Raw genomic sequence first — 20670 nt, 5'->3', positions numbered from 1 at the left:
TCAGCTCCCTCGATAGGTGGTGTAGCCGTAGCGGCTCAGCAGCAGCGGCACATGGTAGTGCCGGCCCGGGTCGTGCACGTGGAACGCGACGGTGATCTCCGGGAAGAAGGCCTCGCCGCCGAGGTACGGCTCCACGTAGAACACCAGCCGGTAGCCGCCGGCCTGCCAGTCGTGCAGCGGGACCCGGTGGCGCAGCCGGCCGTCGTCGTCGGTGCGGCCCTCGGCGATCAGCTTCCAGCCGTCGGAGTCGCGGCGCTCCAGGCGCACGTACACGTCGCGGGCCGGATCGCCGGTGACCGTGTCCAGGATGTGCGTCGAAATCTTGGCATGCGACGTCGCCGCCGTGCCGTCAGTCGAGGGCATCGAGCAGCCTCTCCAGCCGCAACAGGGCGATCTTGCGGAGCTCGTCGGTGACGATCGCCCGCTCGGTCTCTTCGTCGTTGCCGATCCTGTCCCGCGCCGCCGCCAGGACCTCCGCCTGCGTCCGCCCGCTCGCGAAGATCAGGAACACGTGCCCGAACTTGTCCTCATAGGCGTGGTTCGCGGCGACCAGCGCGGCCCTGGTGGCGTCGTCACCGCTGCTCGCGGCCGTCGACTGCTCCCGCCGCGACCACGCGGCCTCCTTCGAGGCGCCCTCTGCCCGTTCCCCGATCCGGGGATGCGCGGACAGACCCCGCAGGACATCCGGCCAGCTCAGGCCGCGTGCGGCGGTGTCGGCCGCGGCGATCACGGCCGCCCTCGACGGGTACGGCCGCAGCGCGGCGACCGCGCTGCCCCAGGCGGACGCGGCACACACGGCGAGCAGCTCCGCTGTTAGCCGGTCGGCGGGCAGGGAGTTGAAAGCCTCCACCTGATCCACCGCTCACCCCCTGTTTTCTGACGGACAGTCAAGCAGGCCACCAACCGATCTTGCACCAGTTTCCCCCGCGAATCACCACCTCGAACACGTGACGTGATCGACGAAGCGGCCGTGCGCGAGACTTGTCCGGTGCTGATCGCCGCGGAAGACCTGCCCGACCTGCCCATCCGCGCGGTGTTGGCGGAGGTGGCCGGCGCCCTGGCCGCAGCGGGCGCGGCGGTGCTGGTCGCGCCCCCGGGCACGGGCAAGACGACCCTGGTGCCGCTGGCGCTGGCCGGCGCGGCGCCCGGCGCGAAGGTGGTGGTGGCCGAGCCACGCCGGGTCGCGGCCCGCGCGGCGGCGCGGCGGATGGCGTCCCTGCTCGGCGAGCAGGTGGGCGACCGCGTGGGCTACACCGTGCGCGGTGACCGCCAGGTCTCCGGGCGGACCCGGGTCGAGGTGGTGACGACCGGCGTGCTGGTGCGCCGCCTGCACCGCGACCCGGAACTGGCGGGCACCGCGGTGGTGATCCTCGACGAGTGCCACGAACGCCACCTGGACTCGGACCTGGCGCTGGCCTTCCTGATCGAGGTCCGCGCGGCCCTGCGCCCGGACCTGCGGGTGCTGGCCACCTCGGCGACCGCCGAGTCCCGGCGCCTGGCCGAGGTCCTGGGCGGCGCGCCGGTCGTCGAGGCCAGGTCCGCCCTGCACCCCGTGGCGGTGCACTGGTCGCCGCCCCCGCAGCCGATCACCCCGCCGCACGGCCTGCGGGTAGACCCGAAACTGCTCGACCACGTCGCCACGACGATCCGCCGGGCCCTGGCCGAGGGCGACGGCGACGTGCTGGCGTTCCTGCCGGGGGCCCGCGAGATCGAGACGGTCGCCAACCGGCTCCGCGGCGCCGACGCGGAGATCGTCGCCCTGCACGGCCGGCTGTCCGGCTCCGCCCAGGACGCGGCGCTGCGGCCGAGCCCGGTACGCCGGGTGGTGCTGGCCACGGCGGTCGCGGAGAGCAGCCTGACGGTTCCCGGCGTACGCGCGGTGGTCGACGCGGGCCTGAGCCGGGTCCCCCGGATGGACCACGGCCGGGGCCTGGGCGCCCTGGTGACGGTCCCGGTCTCCCGGGCGTCGGCGACCCAGCGGGCCGGCCGCGCCGGGCGGGGGGCCCCCGGCCGGGTCTACCGCTGCTGGTCGCAGGCCCAGCACGACCGCCTGCCGGCGCAGCCGGAACCGGAGATCGCGGCGGCGGACCTGACCGGCTTCGCCCTGGACCTGGCCCAGTGGGGTCACCCCGACGGTACGGGCCTGAGCCTGCCGGACCCACCGCCGCCGGGGGCGCTGCAGGTGGCGACCGACACGCTGCGCGCCCTGGGCGCCACCGACGCGGCGGGCCGGATCACCGCCCGGGGCCGGGCCCTGGCCGACGCGGGCCTGCACCCCCGCCTGGCCCGGGCCCTGCTGGACGGCGCGCGCACGATCGGCGGGCGCCGGGCCGCCGAGGTCGTGGCCCTGCTGGACGCGGACCGGACGGCGGACGACCTGGCGGCGGCCTGGCGCCGGGCCCGGACGGACCGGGATCCGGCCTGGCGCACCGAGGTCCGCCGGCTGACCGCGGCGACGACCCGGAACCCGGCAACGGACGAGGACGCCACCGACGCCGCCGAATACGCCATCACCGAGCCATCTCCGCGCACCGCCGGCTCCGGCGGTGGCCGTCGCAAGGACCTCGCGGAAGGCGGCCGGGAGTGGCTGGCCGATGATCTGGCCGCCGGGCTGATCGTGGGGCTCGCGTACCCCGAGCGGGTGGCGCGGGTGCGGGAGCCGGGCGGGCGCGCGTACCTGATGGCCGGCGGCACCGCCGCGGACCTCACCGGCGGCAGCGGCCTGGCGGGCACGACCTGGCTGGCGATCGCGGACGCGGACCGGGCACCGGGCGCCCGCACCGCGCGCATCCGCAGCGCCGCCCCGCTGGACGAGGCGACGGCCCGCGAGGCGGCCGCGGCCCTGCTGGAATCCGGCACGGAGATCGCCTGGCGCGACGGCGACGTGGTGGCCCGCCGCACGGAACGGCTGGGCGCGATCACCCTGGTGGAGCGCCGCATCGACAAGCCGGACCCGGAACGCGTCCGGGCGGCCCTGCTCGACGGCCTGCGCCGGGAGGGCCTGGCGCTGCTCACCTGGTCCCGGACCACCACGGAGCTGCGGGAACGGCTGGCCTTCGCGCACGCCGCCCTGGGCGCACCCTGGCCGGCGGTCGACGACGGCTCGCTGCTGAAGTCGCTGGAGGACTGGCTGCCCCTGGGCCAGGCCCGCCGCCGCGCCGACCTGGCGAAGATCGACACCGCCGGCGCCCTGCGCCGGCTGCTCCCCTGGTCGGTGGCCGGCCGGCTGGACGAGATCGCCCCCGAACGCCTCCCGGTCCCGAGCGGCTCCAAGGTCAGAATCGACTACGCGGACCCCGCGGCCCCGGTCCTCGCGGTGAAGGTCCAGGAGGCCTTCGGCTGGCGCGAGGCACCCCGCCTGGCCGACGGCCGCATCCCGATCCTGCTGCACCTGCTCTCCCCCGCCGGGCGCCCGGTGGCGGTGACCCGGGACCTCGCGTCCTTCTGGGCCACGGGCTACCCACAGGTCCGCGCCGAACTCCGCGGCCGATACCCCCGCCACCCCTGGCCGGAGGACCCGACGACCGCGGTGCCCACCCGCCGCCTGAACCGCCGGAGCCCTTGACGGCGCACGCCGCCGGGCGCGGCCCGGCGACTCGTGCGGTCAGTCCGCTGCGGCGTCGCCGGGGGCGACCAGGCCCGTCTCGTACGCCAGGACGACCGCCTGCGCGCGGTCACGGAGCGAGAGCTTGGCGAAGATCCGCGCCACGTGGGTCTTCGCCGTCGCCTCGCTCAGCGTCAGCGCCCGGGCCAGTTCGGTGTTGGACAGGCCGCGGCCGAGCAGCGTCAGCACCTCCAACTCGCGCGGCGTCAACGCGGTGAGATCCCGGTGGACCGCAGGCGCCGCGCTGTCGCCGGCGCGCCCGCTCTCGGCGGCGAAGCGCTGGACCAGCCGCCGGGTGATCGAGGGCGCGAGGAGGGCGTCGCCGGTGTCGACGAGGCGCACGGCGGCGGCGAGGTGGTCGGCGGTGACGTCCTTGAGGAGGAAGCCGCTCGCGCCGAGGGCCAGCGCGGCGTAGACGTACCGGTCGAGGTCGAAGGTCGTGAGCATGAGCACCCGGCAGCGCGGGCTGTGCTCCAGGATGCGCCGGGTCGCTTCCAGCCCGTCCATCGTCGGCATCCGGATGTCCATGAGCACGACGTCGGGACGCAGCCGGCGCTCGGCCGCCACCGCCTCGGCGCCGTCGGCGACATCGCCGACCACGTCGATGCCGCGGGCGGTGAGGATCAGCCGGAAGCCGGTGCGGATCAGCTCCTGATCGTCGGCGATGAGCACCCGCGGCGACGGGGGCGGCCCGGCGGTCACGGGCGCTCCAACGGGATGCGCGCGCGGACCCGGTATCCGCCGCCGAGCCGCCGCCGGGCGTCGAGATCGCCACCGTAGACCGCGACCCGCTGCCGCAGCCCCAGCAGCCCCCGCCCGGCGCCCTCTCCGCCGCGCGCCGTGGGCCGGTCACCCGTCAGCACGCTGGGCCCCCTGGTGAGCACCTCCACCCGCAGCGAGTGCTCGGCATACCGGATCGTCACCTCCGCCTGCCCTCCGGTGCCGTGCTTGAGCGCGTTGGTCAGCGCCTCCTGCACGATGCGGTACGCGGTGACGTCGATGCCGGACGGCAGCGGCCGGAGCTCACCGGAGATCCGCACCTCGACCGGCAGGCCGGCGAACGCGATCCGGTCGATCAACGGGCTGAGCCGGCTCAGGCTGGGCTGCGGCGCCAGGGCGGACCCGCCGCTGTCGTCCTCGCCGTCCGCCGCGGGCGCCAGCAGGCCGAGCAGGTGCCGCAGCTCGGTCATCGTGGTCCGGCCGGCACCCTCCACGGCCGACATCGCCGCCGCGGCGTCGCCGGGCATGGTCGTGAGCACCTCGCGCGCGGCGGCGGCCTGCACGATCATGATGCTCACGTTGTGGCTCACGATGTCGTGCAGCTCGCGGGCGATGCGGGCCCGTTCGGCGTCGACCGCGGTGCTCGCCGCGCTCTCCCGCTCCCGTTCCAGGAACCACCCCCGCTGCTCCAGGGCCCGGCGATGCTCTCGGCGGGCCCGCACCAGGGCGACACCGAGCCCGGCCGCGGTCGCACAGGCGGCGACGAGCGCGCCGGTCAGCCACACCGCTCCCGATCCCACCCGGGAATCCTCGCAGAGGACGATCGGCGCCACATCATCCCCGGTATGCAGCCGGTACATCCCGGGGATGACGGCGCGGGCGGCTTACCTCCCGGGGCCGACGACCGGGCCCCGGTCGCGGCCATAACGTGCTCCCCATGACCACTGACACCCGCGTCGTGCGGCTGGACGACGTCCGCAAAGAGTACGGCGACACCACCGCCCTGGACGGTGTCTCACTCGAGATCCACACCGGCGAGGCGGTCGCCGTGAAGGGCCCGTCGGGCTGCGGCAAGTCCACCCTGCTGAACATGATCGCCGGGCTGGACCGGCCGACCTCCGGCTCGGTGCGCGTGCACGACGAGGACCTGGGCCGGCTGAACGAGACCAAGCTGGCGCTGTTCCGGCGGCACCGGATCGGCATGATCTTCCAGTTCTTCAACCTGCTCGACGACCTGCCGGCGCTGGAGAACGTGACCCTCGCCGCCCAGCTGACCGGCACCAAGGCCGGCCCGGCCCGCAAGCGGGCCATGGAACTGCTCGACGAACTCGGCATCGCCGACCGGCGCAACGCCTATCCGGCGACCCTGAGCGGCGGCGAGCGCCAGCGCGTCGCGGTGGCCCGGGCGCTGATGAACCGCCCGGCGCTGCTGCTGGCCGACGAGCCCACCGGCGCCCTGGACAGCCGCGCCGGAGAGCAGGTGATGGACCTGCTGCTGGACCTCAACCAGATCGGGCAGACCCTGCTCATCGTCACCCACGACGAGCGGCTGGCGACGCGGTGCGCCAGCCGCGTGGTCGAGCTGGCCGACGGCCAGATCACCCGCGAGCGCACCCTGGAACGCGCATGAGTGCCGTTTGGCGGGCCTCTCGGGCGGCGGTCAAGCGCCGCCGGGTGCAGACGTTCGTCATCGGTCTGGTCGTCCTGCTCTCCACCACGACCATCGTGGTGGCGCTCGCGTTGCTCCAGGCGTCCTCGGCGCCGTTCGACGAGGCCTTCGCCAAGCAGCAGGGACCACATGCGATCGCCGTTTACGACCCGGCCAAGGTCACCGACGCGCAACTCGCCGGCGCACGCACCGGCGTGACGGCCGCGGCGGGACCGTTCGGGCAGGTCACGCTGGACGTCAGTGGGTTCAGCGCGCTGGGCCCGCCGGGTCCGAAGACCGTCGTGGGGCGCGCCGACCCGGGCGGTCCGGTGGACCGCCTCAGCCTCTGGGAGGGGCGCTGGCCCGCGGCACCCGGCGAGGTCGCCCTCAACCAGGCGGATCCCGGCCCGGACAACGAGGGGCCGCCGATGGACAGCGGGGAGATCACCCTCGGCGGCCAGCGGTACACCATCGTCGGCCGGGCCCACAGTCTCGGCCAGACCGCCGACATGTGGGTGACACCGGCACAGATGACCGCACTGCACCCCACGTCCACCCAGATGCTCTACCGCTTCGGCGGTGACGTGTCGACGAAGGACGCGGTCCGGACCGGGCTGGCCGCCGTCACGGCCGGGCTGCCGCCGGGCGCGCTGATCGCCGAGCAGCCCTACCTCGCCGTCAAGGAGGAGGTCGCCGAGGACATCGGCGTGTACGTGCCCTTCCTGGCCACGTTCGGCGTGCTCGGGCTGATCGTCGCGGTCGTCATCGTCGGCAACGTGGTCAGCGGCGCGGTCGTCTCCGGCTTCCGGCACATCGGCATCCTCAAGGCGCTCGGGTTCACCCCGCGCCAGGTGGTCGCCGTCTACCTGGTCATGGTCTCGGTACCCACTGTCGTCGGCTGCGTCATCGGCACCATAGCCGGCACCTTGGCCGCCCAGCCGCTGCTCAGCGAGGGGTTCCAGGGCCTCGGGCTGGACGTCGGCATCAACGTCGGCGGCTGGATCTGGGTCGCCGGGCTGGTCGGCGTGCCGGCGCTCGTCGCCCTGGCGGCGTTCGTGCCCGCCGTACGGGCGCACCGGTTGTCCCCCGCCCAGGCGATCAGCGCCGGCACTTCCCCGCGGACCGGGCACGGGACGCGGATCCAGCGCCGGCTCGCCGGGGTCGGGCTGCCGCGTCCCGTCACCCTCGGGTTGGGCATGCCGTTCGCCCGCCCGGGCCGGACCCTGTTCACCGTCGTGGCCGTCCTGCTCGGCGTGACCACGGTGACCTTCGCGACCGGGCTGGCCGACTCGCTGACCCGGATCTCCACGCTCGAGGACCGGGCCTCGGGCCAGATCGGGGTCCGGCCGTTCGACGGTCAGACGCGGATCGGCAGACAGGGCCAACCGCCGACAGCGCCACCGGCGCGGACCAGCCGCACCGACGCGCAGGTCGAGGAGTTGTTGCGCGGGCTGCCGGGCGCTGCCCGGGTGACCGCGGTCTACTCGCTGCCGGTGCCCACCGTCGGGCAGATGCAGCCGCTGAACGTCAACTTCGTCCGCGGTGACTACTCATCGATGGGCTACCAGGGCGAGCTCACCGCCGGGCGCTGGATGACCGGTGCGGACCAGACGGTCGTGCCGTCGCAGCTCACGCGGGAACTCGGGCTGAGGATCGGCGACAAACTCACCCTGGCCCTCGGTGGCCGACAGGCCGTCCTGACCGTGGTGGGGGAGACGATGGACGGCCCGTCCGGGCCGCCCGGCATCTTCGCGGACTGGCGGGTCCGCACCGACCTCGCCCCGGACCGCGTCGTCAGACCGGACGAGGTGTTCTACCAGGTCCAGCTCAAGCCCGGTGGCGACGTCACGGCCTACCTCACCGCGGTCAAAGCAGCCGACCCGGCGCTCGACGCCTGGGACACCGCCCAGGTCAGCGACTTCGAGGTGACCGTGATCGGCTTCTCGTCGGTGCTGTCGCTGCTGCTGTCCGCCGTGGCGGCGCTGGGAGTCTTCAACACGGTCGTACTCAACGTCCGGGAGCGCCGACGCGACCTCGGCATGCTGAAGTCGATCGGGATGACACCGCGCCAGGTCGTCACGATGGTGCTGACGTCGATGGCCGTCGTCGGCGTGCTCGGCGGCGTGCTCGGCATCCCGATCGGGATCGTCGCGCACCGCTACATCCTGCCGGCCGCCGCCGACGCGGCGCGGGTCGCCATCCCGCAGGCGGTGCTGGAGGTATGGCAGGCGCCGATGCTCGCGCTCATGGCCCTCGCTGGCGTCGTGATCGCCCTGCTCGGCGCGCTGCTCCCGGCCCGCGGCGCGGCCCGGCTCACCATCGCCGAGGTGCTGCACAACGAGTAAGCGCCTCCTCCCGCGGCACCTGGTCTCCTAACTAGGAGGCCAGGTGTGAGGTGGGGTGTGGGGAAGGCTGCGCGGGAATCGTCGCGGCCAGCCGGTGCACGGGCCCGGGCTGACCGAACAGATAGCCCTGGCCGAGGTGGCAGCCCAGCGCGGCCAGCGCCCGGGCCCGGGCGGGAGTCTCGATCCCCTCGGCCACCACGGCGATGCCCAGCTCCGCGCAGATCGCCAGCACGGAGCGGCACAACGCCCCGGCCCGCTCCGGCGAGACGTCCACATCGGTCAGGGTCGAGTCCAGCTTCACGATGTCCACCGGCAACGAGTGCAACTGCGCCAGCGCGTTGTATCCGCTGCCGAAGTCGTCCAGGGCGATTCGTACCCCCCGCCGGCGCAGCCGGTCCGCGACCTCGGCCGCGCGCGGCAGGTCCGGGATGCGGCGGGTTTCGGTGATCTCCACGACCAACCGGGACGGCCGCACGTTGTGCCGCTCCAGGGCCTGCGCCACCGCTTCCTCCAGCCCGTGCTGGCCCAGCCGGGCCGCGGAGACGTTGACGTGCACGTCGATCGGCCGGCCGTAGGTGCTGGCCAGTCCCGCCGCGTCAGCGCAGGCCCGGTCGAGCACGAAGTCGTCGATCGCCGCGACCAGCCCGGTGCGTTCGGCGACCGTCACGAACACGTCCGGGTCGACCGGGCCCGCCACCGGGTCGGTCCAGCGGGCCAGGGCCTCCACCGCGACGACCACGCCGTCGGAGAGCCGGACGATCGGCTGGTAGTAGACCTCGAAGCCGGCCGCCGCGGGCGCGCCGGACAGCGCCCGGGCCAGCAGGTGCGGCAGATCCGCGTTCGGGCCGCCGTCGGCGCTGCCGGCGTAGCGGGCGAGGGCGTTCTTGCCGCGGCGCTTGCTGACGTACATGGCCGCGTCGGCGCGGCGCAGCAGGGTGTCCGCCGACAGTTCGACGTCGCCGGGCTCCGGCAGGACCAGGCCGAGGCTGGCGCTGACGCCGACCGTGTGGCCGTCGATCGAGAACGGCTCGCGCAGCGCCCCGAGGATGCGGTGGCCGGCCGGCTCGGCGTCGGCCGTCCGGTGCTCCAGCAGCACCGCGAATTCGTCGCCGCCGAGGCGGGCGACCAGGGCTTCGGGGCCGACCGCGGCGACCAGCCGCTCGCCGATCGCGCGCAGCAGCCGGTCGCCCATGGCGTGCCCGAAGCTGTCGTTGATGAGCTTGAAGTCGTCCAGGTCGGCGAAGAGCAGGGCCACCGGTGCGGCGCGGTAGCGGTGCGCGTCGAGGGCGAGCACCAGCCGCTCGCGGAACAGCGCCCGGTTGGCCAGCCCGGTCAGCGGATCGTGGTATGCCTGGTGGTGCAGCCGCTGCTGGCCCTCGGAGACGCGGGCGAGCAGCACCGTGTTGTCGACGATGGTGAACATCTGCCGGGCCACCACCAGGCCGAGGCCGAGCCACCCCAGATAGGCCTCGTACGAGGTGAGCTGCCCGCCCGCCCCGGTGCGCACGGCGATGACCACGCCGGTGGCGACGACCGGCACGTACGGCAGCAGCAGGTGCAGCCAGTCCGCCTCGGCGCGCCCTTCGAGGCGCGGACCGCCGGGACCGCCGAGGCCGGGATTGCTGACCGCGGCGAGGGCGAGCAGCATCGGGCCGAGCAGATAGCCGGCCGACTCGACCGGCGAGAGCACCCCGCTGCTCAGGTGCAGCAGCCGCAGCGCGTCGGAGACGCCCAGGGCCAGCATGGCCAGCGCGCTGAGCCGCAGGGGCACCCGGGCCGCCCGCGAGGCCGGCCGGGTGGCCAGCAGCAGCATGATCATCACCGCGATGAGCAGATCCGCGATCGGGTATGCCGCCGCGAAGCCCACCACCCTGGGGTTGTCGCCCATCTCGTCGAAGATCCGGCGGGGCAGCGCCGACCAGGCCAGCGCGAGCAGTGAGCCGGTGATCAGGACGCTGTCGATGAACAGCACGACCTGGTCGCGGCGCACCGAGGCCTGGACCGGGCGGGGCAGCGCCATCGAGCCGGCGATCAGGGCCAGCACCGCGAAGAGCGGCAGGCCGAGGAAGCCGACGTCGATGACCCGGGCGGCGACGGGCCGGGTGGGCTCGATGACGTCGCTGATGGTCCACCACAGGCGGACGGCCGCGAAGCCGGCGAGGCCGGTGCCGAGCAGGACGCGCCAGCGGCGCCGCGGGCCGCTGCGGTCCCGGCCGGCCGCGAAGCAGACGACGGCGGCGAGCACCCCGGCGGCGGCCTGGGCCGCGTCGATGAAGAGCCGCTGGCCGGCGCCGGCGGGCACGGCGTACGTGCCGATCGCCGTGACGGCGGCGACGAGCGCCAGCGTCACGGCTGACTGTGCCGACAGCCGTCCCGTCGTCATCACCACCCGCAGCAGAGCCGCGGCTGGCCGTCCCGCGACCGGAGTAAGGTACCGCAGCCCCGGGCCGTTGCGGGAAGGCTGTGCGGACCCGGATTCAGGCCGCGCGTATTTGGCGGACCCGCAGGGGATTTCCGCTGCGGGTCGACTCAGTCGATGGCTGTCAAATCGGCGACAATCACCGTGATGTTGTCCGGACCGCCGCCCTGCAGGGCGAGATCCAGCAACCGCTCGGCGCAGCTCCGCGGATCGTCGCAGGCGAGCATCTCCGCCTCGATCCGCTCGGCGGAGACGACCGTGGTGAGGCCGTCGCTGCACAGCAGCCAGCGGTCGCCGGCCTCGGGCTCGACGATGACATATGAGGGGCTGACCGGCTCGCCCTGCAGCGCCTGGGTGACGACCGCGCGGCGCGGGTGGCTGCCCGCCTCCTCCGGCCGGATCAGGCCCTGGTCCACCAGCATCTGCACGTAGGTGTCGTCTTTGGTCAGCTGGTTGAGCCGGCCGTCGCGCAGCAGGTAGGCCCGGGAGTCGCCGACGTGGGCCAGGGCGGCGCGGTCACCGGAGAAGATCACGGCGGTCAGCGTCGTGCCCATGCCCTGCAGGGCGGCGTCGGTGGCGACGGTCTCGGCGATCCGGCCGTTCGCCACCTCGAGCGCCTTGTGCAGCGCGTCCATCTGGCTGTCGTTGTCGATCGCCACGTCGAGCGAGGTCATCGCCTCGACGGCGAGACGGCTCGCGACGTCACCGGCGGCCATGCCGCCCATACCATCCGCGACGACGAGGAGCCGGTCACCGGCGTAGTAAGCGTCCTGATTGTTGCTCCGGACGTGGCCTCTATCGGTGACGGCCGCCCACCGCAGGTGCAAGGTCATGGCGTGCAGCCTGCCAGGTCCGGTCCAACCTGTCTGCACGTGGTCGGCGGCGCGCCGGGACAACCGGCTCGTACCCCCGCAAATCCCGAGGTCATCGCGGTTTCAGCGGGCGGCCGAGGCAGCGCGGGTCAACATCGGTGACCCGCCGGGTGGGCGCGACCCACTCCAGCGCGGACTGGTCGATCGCCCAGCCGCGCACCGTGATCCGGCTGTGCTGGGTCCGGATCGGCTCCGGGCACAGGGTCTTGGAGCGGACCTGATCGTTGGCGATGAACCTTACCTCGCCGCCCCGCTGCAGGATCGTGGTGGCGGTGTCGTCGACCGTGATCAGCTGGCCGCGGATGACCTCGACCGTGGCCGCGGGAGCGGGATCGCCGACCTCGACGGCGCTGTTGGGCAGCACGGGCGCGCGCAGGAAGACCACGCCGATCACGAACGGGGCGACGATCACGGCCGCCACGGCCGGCCAGTGGGTGGCGAGCCGGGCCGCGCGCGGCGGCAGCGGGCCGGTGAGCAGCCAGCCGAGCAGGGACGGCGCGATCAGCAGCGCGGCCGTGCCGTACTCCCCCGCGGCCAGCGACATCCGGATGCCCGGCCAGGCCCAGAGCAGCACGATCAGGCCGAGCACGACCGGCACCACCAGCGTCGCCACGACGAGCATCCGCCGCTCGCCGGGATGGCGCTGCACCGCGGTCAGCGCGAGGATGACGGCGACGAGCATGAACAGCGTGGGCAGCAGGCGCAGCTGCCAGGTGAAGCCGGCCAGCGCCACGGCGACCGCCACCACCCAGTCCGGCATGCGCAGCGCGGTCAGCGCGAGCAACGAACGGCGGGCGGCGTCCTCCTGATCGGGCGTGCTGACCAGCAGCAGGCCACCGAGGGCCCGCAGCACCAGCACGACCGCCGGGACGGTCCAGATCAGCGTGATGATCAGGGCGCTGATCATGCCGAGCGGGCTGATGTACTGCACCAGCAGCAGCATCGTCGGCAGATCCTGGCGGCTCAGATACCAGAGCCGGAGCACGAGCAGCACCAGCGGGAAGGCCGGCAGCGCGGTCAGCAGCCAGTTGAGCTGGCTGCGGCGCACCCGGCGCGGCGGCCGCGCGATCGGCGTCACGGTCACGGAACCACCTCCTCCCAGGGCAGCTCGCGGACCCGCGGCCGGGCCGTGACGGGCTGCTGCGGCCGGGCCAGCGGCACGAGCTCACCGTCGGCCGATTTGTTCGTCACGGTCTCCGGCAGGATGTTGTTTTCGTACGCGTGCTCCCAGCGCGCGTCCTTCGGATCCTTGAAGGACCGGTAGAGCGTGATGTTCACCAGGTCGCGCAGGGCGGCGTTGGCGCCAACGCTGACGCCCCACGCCTCGGTCTTGTCCAGGCCCAGGTCCCAGTGGTCGTACTTGGTCGGGAAACGGTCCTTGTAGCCGCCCAGGATGGCCGCGTCGGTGGTGACCGCCTGAACTTTCTCGTCGTCCAGCAGGCGGAAGCACTCCGAGACGCGGTTTCGCCGCGTCAGCCTGGCCTTGGAGTCGTCGGCGGTCTTGGCGCTGGTGGAACTCGACAGCGAACAGACATCCTTGTCCTTGAACTCCTCGAGGCTGGCGACCTTGTCATGCCCCTTGAGGGTGATCACCGACTGCTCGGTGTGCAGGTATGACTGCGAGAACATCACGTTGGGCTCGCGCTCGCGATCCTCGGTGATGCTGTAGCTGGCGATCACCATCTTGACCGGCACCGGCTTGCCGTTCAGGTCGGTGGCCTCCATCCGGGCCCGGTCCTCGCTCTCGATGCCGTAGAACAGCACCTCCTCGCGGCGGAAGCCCAGATCCTCGGCGATCATGTAAGCGATGTCGATGTCGAAGCCGCTCCACTTCCCGGTGGCCTTGTTCCGCTCGGCGACCCTGGGCTGGTCGTCCTTGACGCCGATGGGCAGCGTCTGCCACTCGTCGACCCCGGCGGTGCGGCGCAGGTCCTCGATCGAGGGCGGGCCGATGTGGAAGAGCCGCACCCAGGCGAAGGACAGCAGGAGAATGATGATCACGCCGACGGCGGCCAGCCGCCACGGCGCGAGCGAGCCACCCCAGGTGCGGATCAGCCGGTCGGGCCGGACGAAATCCGGCTGGGGGTAATCCGACTGGGTGAAGGTGCGCCGCAGGCCGGCGATCGCGCGCTGGGCGCGGGCCGGGCGGGGCCGGCGCTGCGTGGGCACCCGCCGGTGCAGGACCACCTTGCGAACCTGCGCCCCGCCGTTCTCGTCATCGATCGTCGACACCGCTCTCCCGTCCGCGTTCCGGATCGACATCGTGCCGGACGAATGTCACGGAACGGGGTCCGCCGTCCCGAACGTGACACCGGGGCGGCAGCGCCGCAGCCGGCCCGCGGTCAGCCGCAGGCCCTTGCGGGTGCCGTAGCGCTGGACCGCATCGAGGCCGTACGCGCTGCAGGTCGGGGTGTAGGGGCAGCGGGTGGGCAGGCGCGGCGAGATCCGGCGGTAGCCGCGGATGGCGGCGGTGACGGCGGCGTCGGCACGCGAGCCCCGCCGTCGGCCGCCGAGCCGGGACAGCGCGAGCAAAGTGCTGCTCAGCAGGTTGAAGTCGCAGAAATCGCAGAAATCGCAGAAACTGCAGTCACAGTCGCAGTTGTCGTACCACTTGCCCTTGCGCTTGCGGCGCCGCTTGCTCCCCCACATGCTGACCATGGTGGCGTACGGGTGCGACAGTCCCGCATATCGCCACCCGGATCGGGGTAACCGCGCAGCATGCGAATCGCCACGACCCTGACGGCGGCCGCCGTCGCCGCAGCCGTGGCGGTGCGTGTCGCACGCTCCCGCGACCGCCGTTTCCTGCATCCGGACGGCCGCTCCTTCACCGGCGACCTGGAAGTCTGGGGTGCGCCCGCACCGACCGGCTCGGCGCTGCTCGACCGCCCCGGCCGGCACCCGGTCACCCTGCGGATCTCCAAGGGCGCCGGCACCCGGCCGGGCCGCGCCGACGTCCTCGGTGTCGCCGTCCGGGTGCACGGTCCCGTCGCGGGACGGCGGCACGACCTGCTCTTCTCCACGGCCGGGCAGGGCCGGCTGCTGCGCCACGTGCCGGTGCCCCGGCGCGGCTTCGACGCCACCTACGACTCGATCCTGCCGTACCGGTCGGGCTCCGGGCGCACGTTCCACCTCGAGGTCCGGCCGGACCCATCCGGCCGGCCGCTCGGCCGCACCCTCGAATCGGTCGTCGCCGCGGCCGAGCACGACGGCGCCCGGCTGCTGCTGTCGCTGGCCGACGGCGCCGCCGTCGACGTCGTCGGCCGGGTACGCTTCGGCGCGGTCCTGCCGGCCGCCCAGGACGCGGCACTGGCGTTCGACCCGGTCCGTAACGCCCCGCCGGACCTGTATCCGACCGGCATCGGGCACGGCACCCGGGCGGCGGCGTACCGGCTGAGCCAACGCTGGCGCGGAGCCCACCCGGCCGCGCCGAACCCGGCGGCTGTGGCCCGGACCAACCCGCCCCATTGAGCGAGCGTTACGGACCAGCCCACCCCGCTGGGCGGTTCTCCCGCACCAGCCCACCCTCGCCGAGCGAGCGTCACGGACCAGCCCACCCCGCTGAGCGGTTCTCCCGCACCAGCCCACCCCACTGAGCGGGTGTCGCGGACCGCCCCGCACCGCACCGCTTAGCGGGCGTCTTGGACCAGCCCGCCTCGCCTGAGCGCGTGTCTCAGGGATCCGGTGCGGTGGGCCGTCGTCAGCGGAAGGCGACCACCACCGCGGTCTCCGGGGGCAGCTCGACCCGGTCGCGCTGCAGCACGACGCCCGGCTCGGTGGCCAGCAGCACGCTGCGGGGCGTCGCGCGCAGGCTGATCGTCTGCGGGACCGCGGCGAGGTTCGCGGCCACCGCGCAGGCGCCGCGGCGCATCACGACGTACTGGTCGCCGTGCCAGACCTCGACCTTGTCCAGGCGCGGGTCGGACAGGTCGGTGCGGCTGCGGCGCAGTGCGATCAGCCGCCGGTGCAGCTCCAGGATCTCCGCGTGGCCCGGTTTGTCCCGCTCGTCCCAGTCCAGCTTGGATCGCTCGAACGTGGCGGGATCCTGCGGGTCCGGCACCTCGGCCTCGGCCCAGCCGTGCGTGGCGAACTCGCGCCGCCGGCCCTTCCGCACCGCCGTGGCCAGCTCCGGCTCCGGGTGGCTGGTGAAGAACTGCCACGGGCTGCTCGCCGCCCACTCCTCGCCCATGAACAGCATCGGTGTGAACGGCGCGGTGAACAGCAGCGTGGCGCCGATCTTGAGCCGGCCGGGCGAGAGCGTCGCGGACAGCCGGTCACCGACCGCCCGGTTGCCGATCTGGTCGTGATTCTGCAGGTACGCGACGAACCGGTGCCCCGGGATGCGGGCCCGGTCGACCGGGCGGCCGTGCCGGCGGCGGCGGAAGCTGGACCACGTGTCGGCATGGAAGAACGCGCCGGTGAGCACCGTCTCCAGGCTCTCCAGCGAGCCGAAGTCGCCGTAGTAGCCCTGCCGCTCGCCGGTGAGCAGCGCGTGCAGGACGTGGTGCACGTCGTCGTCCCACTGCGCCTGCAGACCGTAGCCGTTCGCCTCGCGACCGGTGATCAGCTTCGGGTCGTTGAGGTCGGACTCCGCGATCAGCGACAGCGGCCTGTTCAGGTGGGTGGACAGGCTCTCCACCTCGACCGCCAGCTGTTCCAGCAGGTGGATCGCGTTGTGGTCGGCCAGCGCGTGCACGGCGTCGAGCCGCAATCCATCGACGTGGTAGTCACGCAGCCAGCCGAGCACGCTGTCGATGATGTAGCGGCGCACCTCCTCCGACAGCGGGCCGTCGAGGTTGACCGAGTCGCCCCACGGGTTGGTCCCGGCGGCGCTCAGGTACGGCGCGAACATCGGCGCGTACGCACCGCTCGGGCCGAAGTGGTTGTAGACGACGTCGAGCACCACCCCGATGCCCCTGCGGTGGGCGGCGTCCACGAAGCGTTTGAGACCGTCCGGGCCGCCGTACACCTCATGCGGGGCATACCAGCAGACGCCGTCGTAACCCCAGTTGTATTCGCCGTTGAAGGAGTTGACCGGCAGTAGCTCGACCAGATCCACACCGAGGTCGGCGAGGTGGTCCAGCCGCTCGATCGCGGCGTCGAAGGTGCCCTGCGGGGTGAACGTGCCGACGTGCAACTCGTAGAGAACCGCGCCCGGTAGCTGGCGGCCGGTCCAGGAACCATCCGTCCAGGCGAAGGCGGAGTGGTCGTACACCCGGCTGGGGCCGTGCACGCCACCAGGCTGCCACGCCGAGCGTGGGTCGGGAAGCGCACCGTCGTGGTCCGGCAGCAGATAGGCATAGTCGGTGCCCGGCCCGGCCTCGGGCACCTCGAGGCGCCACCACCCGTCGTCGCCACGTTCCATCTCGCGGTCCGTTCCGTCGACCCGCAGCCTGACGGTCTTCTCGGGGACCCACACTTCGAAGAGCGTCATCACTCTTTCACCAGCAGCGCGACGGGGTAGGTGTGCAGCAGGTCGGCCACCGCCAGGCGGTATCCGCCGTAGCTGGTATTGGTGAAGACTTCCCGCCAGGTGTGGCCGTCGAGTGACAACGTGGTGTCGTGCCAGCCGCCGTGGCGTGACAATCCCACCGGCAGCCGGGTCGCGACCGCCACCACGCCGCCCCGGTCGAAGGCGAGCACGTGGTCACAGACCCGGCCCTCGGCGAACACCGGCCGGTAGCCGGTGAACAGCTCCGGCCGCTGCCGGCGCAGCCGCAGGGTGCGGCTGGTGACCAGCAGTTTCGCGGCGCCGGTCGGGTCGATCGGCGGCGGCGGGCCGTCGTCCAGCCGGCCCAGCAACTCCCGGCGCAGGCCGTAGTCGACAGGCCGCCGGTTGTCGGGATCGACCAGCGAGAAATCCCAGAGCTCGGTGCCCTGGTAGGTGTCCGGCACGCCGGGCATGGTGAGCTGGATCAGCTTCTGGCCCAGCGAGTTGGACCAGCCGGGCGCGGTGATCGCCGTGGCGAAGTCGGTGACCTCGGCGTGCAGGGCCGGGTCGTCGTAGATCTTGTCGACCATCTCCCGCAGCGCGGTCTCGAACCGGTCGTCGGGATGCTGCCAGGTGGTACCGGCGCCGGCTTCGCGGGCGGCCTTGAGCGCGTACGCCTGCAGCCGCTCCCGTGGCAGCGGCCACGCGCCGACCGCGGCCTGCCAGATCAGGTGGGCCAGGGCCGGATCGGGCAGCGGGGCGAGCCGGACCCAGCGGCGGATGGTCTCGGTCCAGTCCCCCGGCAGCTCGCTGAGCACGGCGAGCCGGGCCCGGACATCCTCGCTGCGCTTGGTGTCGTGGGTGGAGAGCGTGGTCATGGTCTCGGGCCATTTACGCAGCCGCTCGGCGGCATACTCGTGGAACTCGTCCGGGTGCACGCCGAACTTGGCCGGGTCGTTGCCGACCTCGTTGCGGGCGGTGAACCGGGTCCACCGGTAGAAGGCGGTGTCCTCCACGCCCTTGGCCATGACCGCGCCGGTGTACTGCTGGAACCGGATGGCCAGCTCGTCCTCCGGGCGCCGCAGCCGGGCGGTGAGCTGGTCCAGGGCCGGGATCAGCGCGGGGCACCGCCGGCCGGCCTCGGACCGCGCCTGGGCCAGATGCCGCGAGCCGAACGGCAGGTAGGAGCGGTAGACCGGGAAACAGGCGGCCAACTCGGCGAGGGCACGCGGGGCGGCCCCGATCTCGGGCACCAGCCGGCACATCCGGGCCAGCTCGGCCGCGAGCAGCGTGCTGGCGGCGTGCAGCTTGGTCCCGTGCATCAGGTCCTGCCAGCTGCGCTCGCCGCCGGTCAGGTGGTGGTCGAGGGTGTCGAAGAACGCCTCGGTGCCCGGGTCGACGAAGACTCCGCAGATCTCCGCCAGCGCGTCGTACCCGGTCGTGCCGGCCACCGGCCAGTCCGGCAGCTTCTCGCCGGGTTCGAGGATCTTCTCCACCGTGATCCAGGCGTCCGGCGCGGCCTCGTGCAGCCGCCGCAGATATTCGCCCGGGTCGCGCAGGCCGTCCGGGTGGTCGACCCGGATGCCCTGCACGGCGCCCTCGTCGTACCAGCGCAGGATCTCACGGTGGGTCGCGGCGAAAACCTCGGGATCCTCGACCCGCAGGCCGGCCAGGTCGGTGATGGTGAAGAACCGGCGGTAGTTCAGCTCGGAGTCGCCACGGGTCCAGTTGGCCAGCTCGTAGTGCTGCCGGTCGTGCACCTCGCGCGGGGTGCCCCCGCCGGTGCCCTCGGCGATCGGATAACGCTTGTCGAAGTAGTGCAGCTCGTCGCCCTCGACCTTGAGCTGCTCCACCGCGTCCGGCTCGTCGGCCAGCACCGGGATCAGCAGCCGGCCGCGGGACCAGTCGATGTCGTAGAACTTCGCGTACGCGGACTGCTCGCCGCGCTTGAGCACGTCCCACCACGTCGGGTTGGCCGCTGGGACGCCGACGCCGGCGTGGTTGGGCACGATGTCGATCACCAGCCCCAGCCCGGCGCCGTCCAGGGCCGCCCGCAGGGCCAGCCGGCCTTCCTCGCCGCCGAGCGCCGGGTTGACCTGGCTGTGGTCGACGACGTCGTAGCCGTGCCCGGAGCCGGGCGTCGCGGTCAGCAGCGGGGCGGTGTAGAGGTGGCTGACCCCGAGGTCAGCCAGGTAGTCGGCGACTTCGGCGGCGGCCTTCAGGGGAAATTCGGGGCGGACCTGGACGCGATAGGTGCCAGAAAGGGGCAATTTAGACCGTCCTGTCCAAGACGATGAGCGAGCGGTCCGGCACGAGCAGGGCCGAGCCCGCCTCGACGAACACCGGGCTGTCCGGCGACGGCTCCGCGGTCTCGATGACCTTCTCCCACTTCTCGCCGTACTCCGTGGGGGGCGTGTGGAACTCGATGGGCGCGTCGTGTGCGTTGAAGAAGAGCAGGAAGGAGCTGTCCACGTGGCGCTGGCCGTACTGGCCGCGCTCACGGATGCCCTCGCCGTTGACGAACAGGGCCACCGCCCGGCCGAAGTCGTTGCCCCAGTCGTCGCCGGCCATCTGCCGGCCGTCCGGGGTGAACCACTCCAGGTCGGGCAGCGGGTCGCCGCCGCCGCGCGCGGTCACCGGCAGGCCGGTGAAGAACCGGCGCCGCTGGAAGACCTGGTGGCGGTGCCGGAACGCGGTCAGCTTGCGGGTGAACTCCAGCAGCGTCTCGTCGGCGTTCTCCCAGTCGATCCAGCTGACCTCGTTGTCCTGGCAGTACGCGTTGTTGTTGCCCTGCTGGGTGCGGCCGAGCTCGTCGCCGTGCGAGATCATCGGCACGCCCTGGCTCAGCATCAGGGTGGCGAGGAAGTTGCGCCGCTGCTTGGCCCGCAGCGCCAGGACCTGCACGTCGTCGGTCGGGCCCTCGGTGCCGCAGTTCCAGGACCGGTTGTGGCCGTCGCCGTCGCGGTTCTCCTCGCCGTTCGCCTCGTTGTGCTTGTCGTTGTACGAGACCAGGTCGTTGAGCGTGAAGCCGTCGTGCGCGGTCACGAAGTTGATCGAGTGGAACGGCTTACGGCCGTCGTCCTGGTAGAGGTCGGCCGAGCCGGTGATGCGGCTGGCGAACTCGGCCAGGGTGGCCGGCTCACCCCGCCAGAAGTCGCGCACGGTATCGCGGTACTTGCCGTTCCATTCGGTCCAGTTCGGCGGGAAGTTGCCGACCTGGTAGCCGCCCGGGCCGACGTCCCACGGCTCCGCGATGAGCTTGACCTGCCCGACCACCGGGTCCTGCTGGACCACCTCGAAGAAGGTGGAGAGCCGGTCGACGTCGTAGAACTCCCGGGCCAGGGTGGAGGCGAGGTCGAACCGGAAGCCGTCGACGTGCATCTCGGTCACCCAGTACCGCAGCGAATCCATGATCAGCTGGAGACTCTGCGGGCTGCGCACGTTGAGGCTGTTACCCGTGCCGGTGTAGTCCATGTAGAAATTGGGCTGATCGTCGACCAGGCGGTAGTAGGTCCGGTTGTCGATGCCCTTGAGGCTCATGGTCGGGCCGAGGTGGTTGCCCTCCGCCGTGTGGTTGTAGACGACGTCGAGGATGACCTCCATGCCGGCCGCGTGCAGCGCCTTGACCATCCCC

The 20670-nt window shown here is 72.9% G+C and carries 16 protein-coding genes; 4 read left to right on the top strand and 12 right to left on the bottom strand.

Annotated features, from left to right (window positions below; translation table 11 throughout):
• Together uraH and uraD are read right to left on the bottom strand one after the other, a co-directional pair.
• Entirely contained in the window at positions 1-363 is a 363-nt protein-coding gene (gene uraH, locus DMB66_RS24525) for a hydroxyisourate hydrolase (RefSeq protein WP_125806468.1), read from the bottom strand.
• Positions 350-859, bottom strand: coding sequence for a 2-oxo-4-hydroxy-4-carboxy-5-ureidoimidazoline decarboxylase (gene uraD / locus DMB66_RS24520; RefSeq protein WP_233624815.1), 510 nt, complete (start codon positions 857-859; stop codon positions 350-352). Before uraD ends, uraH begins: the two co-directional genes overlap by 14 nt.
• Positions 860-988: 129 nt before the next feature.
• Here uraD and hrpB point away from each other — a divergent pair, with 129 nt between their 5' ends.
• Positions 989-3565 carry an ATP-dependent helicase HrpB gene (hrpB, locus tag DMB66_RS24515; RefSeq protein ID WP_125806534.1) on the top strand — a complete coding sequence of 859 codons (2577 nt, stop codon included), beginning with the start codon at positions 989-991 and terminating at the stop codon, positions 3563-3565.
• Between the two features lie 39 nt (positions 3566-3604).
• On the opposite strand, the gene DMB66_RS24510 is transcribed toward hrpB, so the two are convergent.
• Together DMB66_RS24510 and DMB66_RS24505 are read right to left on the bottom strand one after the other, a co-directional pair.
• Positions 3605-4306, bottom strand: coding sequence for a response regulator transcription factor (locus tag DMB66_RS24510; protein ID WP_125806467.1), 702 nt, complete (start codon positions 4304-4306; stop codon positions 3605-3607).
• On the bottom strand, positions 4303-5184 hold the full coding sequence (locus DMB66_RS24505; RefSeq protein WP_125806466.1) for a sensor histidine kinase: 882 nt from the start codon (positions 5182-5184) through the stop codon (positions 4303-4305). The genes DMB66_RS24510 and DMB66_RS24505 overlap by 4 nt, the downstream gene beginning before the upstream one ends.
• Before the next feature lie 77 nt (positions 5185-5261).
• Between DMB66_RS24505 and DMB66_RS24500 the strand changes: the two genes are divergently transcribed.
• Both DMB66_RS24500 and DMB66_RS24495 read left to right on the top strand, forming a co-directional pair.
• The gene (locus tag DMB66_RS24500; RefSeq protein WP_125806465.1) at positions 5262-5954 is read left to right on the top strand and encodes an ABC transporter ATP-binding protein; all 693 of its coding nucleotides are present in this window, start codon (positions 5262-5264) and stop codon (positions 5952-5954) included.
• Positions 5951-8317: an ABC transporter permease gene (locus DMB66_RS24495; RefSeq protein WP_125806464.1), complete on the top strand. Its 2367-nt coding sequence runs from the start codon at positions 5951-5953 to the stop codon at positions 8315-8317. The genes DMB66_RS24500 and DMB66_RS24495 overlap by 4 nt, the downstream gene beginning before the upstream one ends.
• 31 nt (positions 8318-8348) lie before the next feature.
• Here DMB66_RS24495 and DMB66_RS24490 read toward each other — a convergent pair whose 3' ends face one another.
• From DMB66_RS24490 to yidD, 5 genes are all read right to left on the bottom strand, one after another.
• Entirely contained in the window at positions 8349-10667 is a 2319-nt protein-coding gene (locus DMB66_RS24490) for a bifunctional diguanylate cyclase/phosphodiesterase (RefSeq protein ID WP_233624814.1), read from the bottom strand.
• A 179-nt stretch (positions 10668-10846) separates the two neighbouring features.
• Positions 10847-11569 (bottom strand): PP2C family serine/threonine-protein phosphatase, encoded by a 723-nt coding sequence (locus tag DMB66_RS24485; protein ID WP_125806463.1) that lies wholly within the window; start codon positions 11567-11569, stop codon positions 10847-10849.
• A 91-nt stretch (positions 11570-11660) separates the two neighbouring features.
• Complete coding sequence (locus DMB66_RS24480; protein WP_125806462.1) at positions 11661-12692, bottom strand: hypothetical protein; 1032 nt, start codon at positions 12690-12692, stop codon at positions 11661-11663.
• Positions 12689-13840 (bottom strand): transporter substrate-binding domain-containing protein, encoded by a 1152-nt coding sequence (locus tag DMB66_RS24475; protein ID WP_233624813.1) that lies wholly within the window; start codon positions 13838-13840, stop codon positions 12689-12691. Before DMB66_RS24475 ends, DMB66_RS24480 begins: the two co-directional genes overlap by 4 nt.
• 45 nt (positions 13841-13885) lie before the next feature.
• A complete protein-coding gene (gene yidD / locus DMB66_RS24470; protein WP_233624812.1) occupies positions 13886-14257 on the bottom strand; it encodes a membrane protein insertion efficiency factor YidD in 372 nt (123 codons plus the stop codon).
• Positions 14258-14326: 69 nt separating this feature from the next.
• Here yidD and DMB66_RS24465 point away from each other — a divergent pair, with 69 nt between their 5' ends.
• Entirely contained in the window at positions 14327-15076 is a 750-nt protein-coding gene (locus tag DMB66_RS24465; RefSeq protein WP_125806459.1) for a hypothetical protein, read from the top strand.
• 229 nt (positions 15077-15305) lie between these two features.
• On the opposite strand, the gene treZ is transcribed toward DMB66_RS24465, so the two are convergent.
• The 3 genes from treZ to glgX all read right to left on the bottom strand — a co-directional run.
• Positions 15306-17039, bottom strand: a complete 1734-nt coding sequence (treZ, locus tag DMB66_RS24460) for a malto-oligosyltrehalose trehalohydrolase (protein ID WP_125806458.1) — start codon at positions 17037-17039, stop codon at positions 15306-15308.
• The gene (gene treY / locus DMB66_RS24455) at positions 17039-19306 is read right to left on the bottom strand and encodes a malto-oligosyltrehalose synthase (protein ID WP_125806457.1); all 2268 of its coding nucleotides are present in this window, start codon (positions 19304-19306) and stop codon (positions 17039-17041) included. Before treY ends, treZ begins: the two co-directional genes overlap by 1 nt.
• 1 nt (position 19307) lies before the next feature.
• Positions 19308-20670 (bottom strand): glycogen debranching protein GlgX (gene glgX / locus DMB66_RS24450; RefSeq protein WP_125806456.1); only part of this gene is annotated, 1363 nt, incomplete at its 5' end.

This window comes from Actinoplanes sp. ATCC 53533 (genome assembly GCF_003947245.1).
The sequence above is the reverse complement of the archived record's forward strand: the minus strand, read 5'-3'. Positions and strand labels throughout refer to the sequence as shown.

What these genes read in the sequence shown, in the direction of transcription:
- DMB66_RS24495 (WP_125806464.1), top strand. Translation starts at nt 5,951, where the DNA reads ATGAGTGCCGTTTGGCGGGCCTCTCGGGCGGCGGTCAAGCGCCGCCGG.
- treZ (WP_125806458.1), bottom strand. Translation starts at nt 17,039, where the DNA reads ATGACGCTCTTCGAAGTGTGGGTCCCCGAGAAGACCGTCAGGCTGCGG.
- DMB66_RS24465 (WP_125806459.1), top strand. Translation starts at nt 14,327, where the DNA reads ATGCGAATCGCCACGACCCTGACGGCGGCCGCCGTCGCCGCAGCCGTG.
- DMB66_RS24500 (WP_125806465.1), top strand. Translation starts at nt 5,262, where the DNA reads ATGACCACTGACACCCGCGTCGTGCGGCTGGACGACGTCCGCAAAGAG.
- DMB66_RS24505 (WP_125806466.1), bottom strand. Translation starts at nt 5,184, where the DNA reads ATGTACCGGCTGCATACCGGGGATGATGTGGCGCCGATCGTCCTCTGC.
- uraH (WP_125806468.1), bottom strand. Translation starts at nt 363, where the DNA reads ATGCCCTCGACTGACGGCACGGCGGCGACGTCGCATGCCAAGATTTCG.
- DMB66_RS24485 (WP_125806463.1), bottom strand. Translation starts at nt 11,569, where the DNA reads ATGACCTTGCACCTGCGGTGGGCGGCCGTCACCGATAGAGGCCACGTC.
- yidD (WP_233624812.1), bottom strand. Translation starts at nt 14,257, where the DNA reads ATGTGGGGGAGCAAGCGGCGCCGCAAGCGCAAGGGCAAGTGGTACGAC.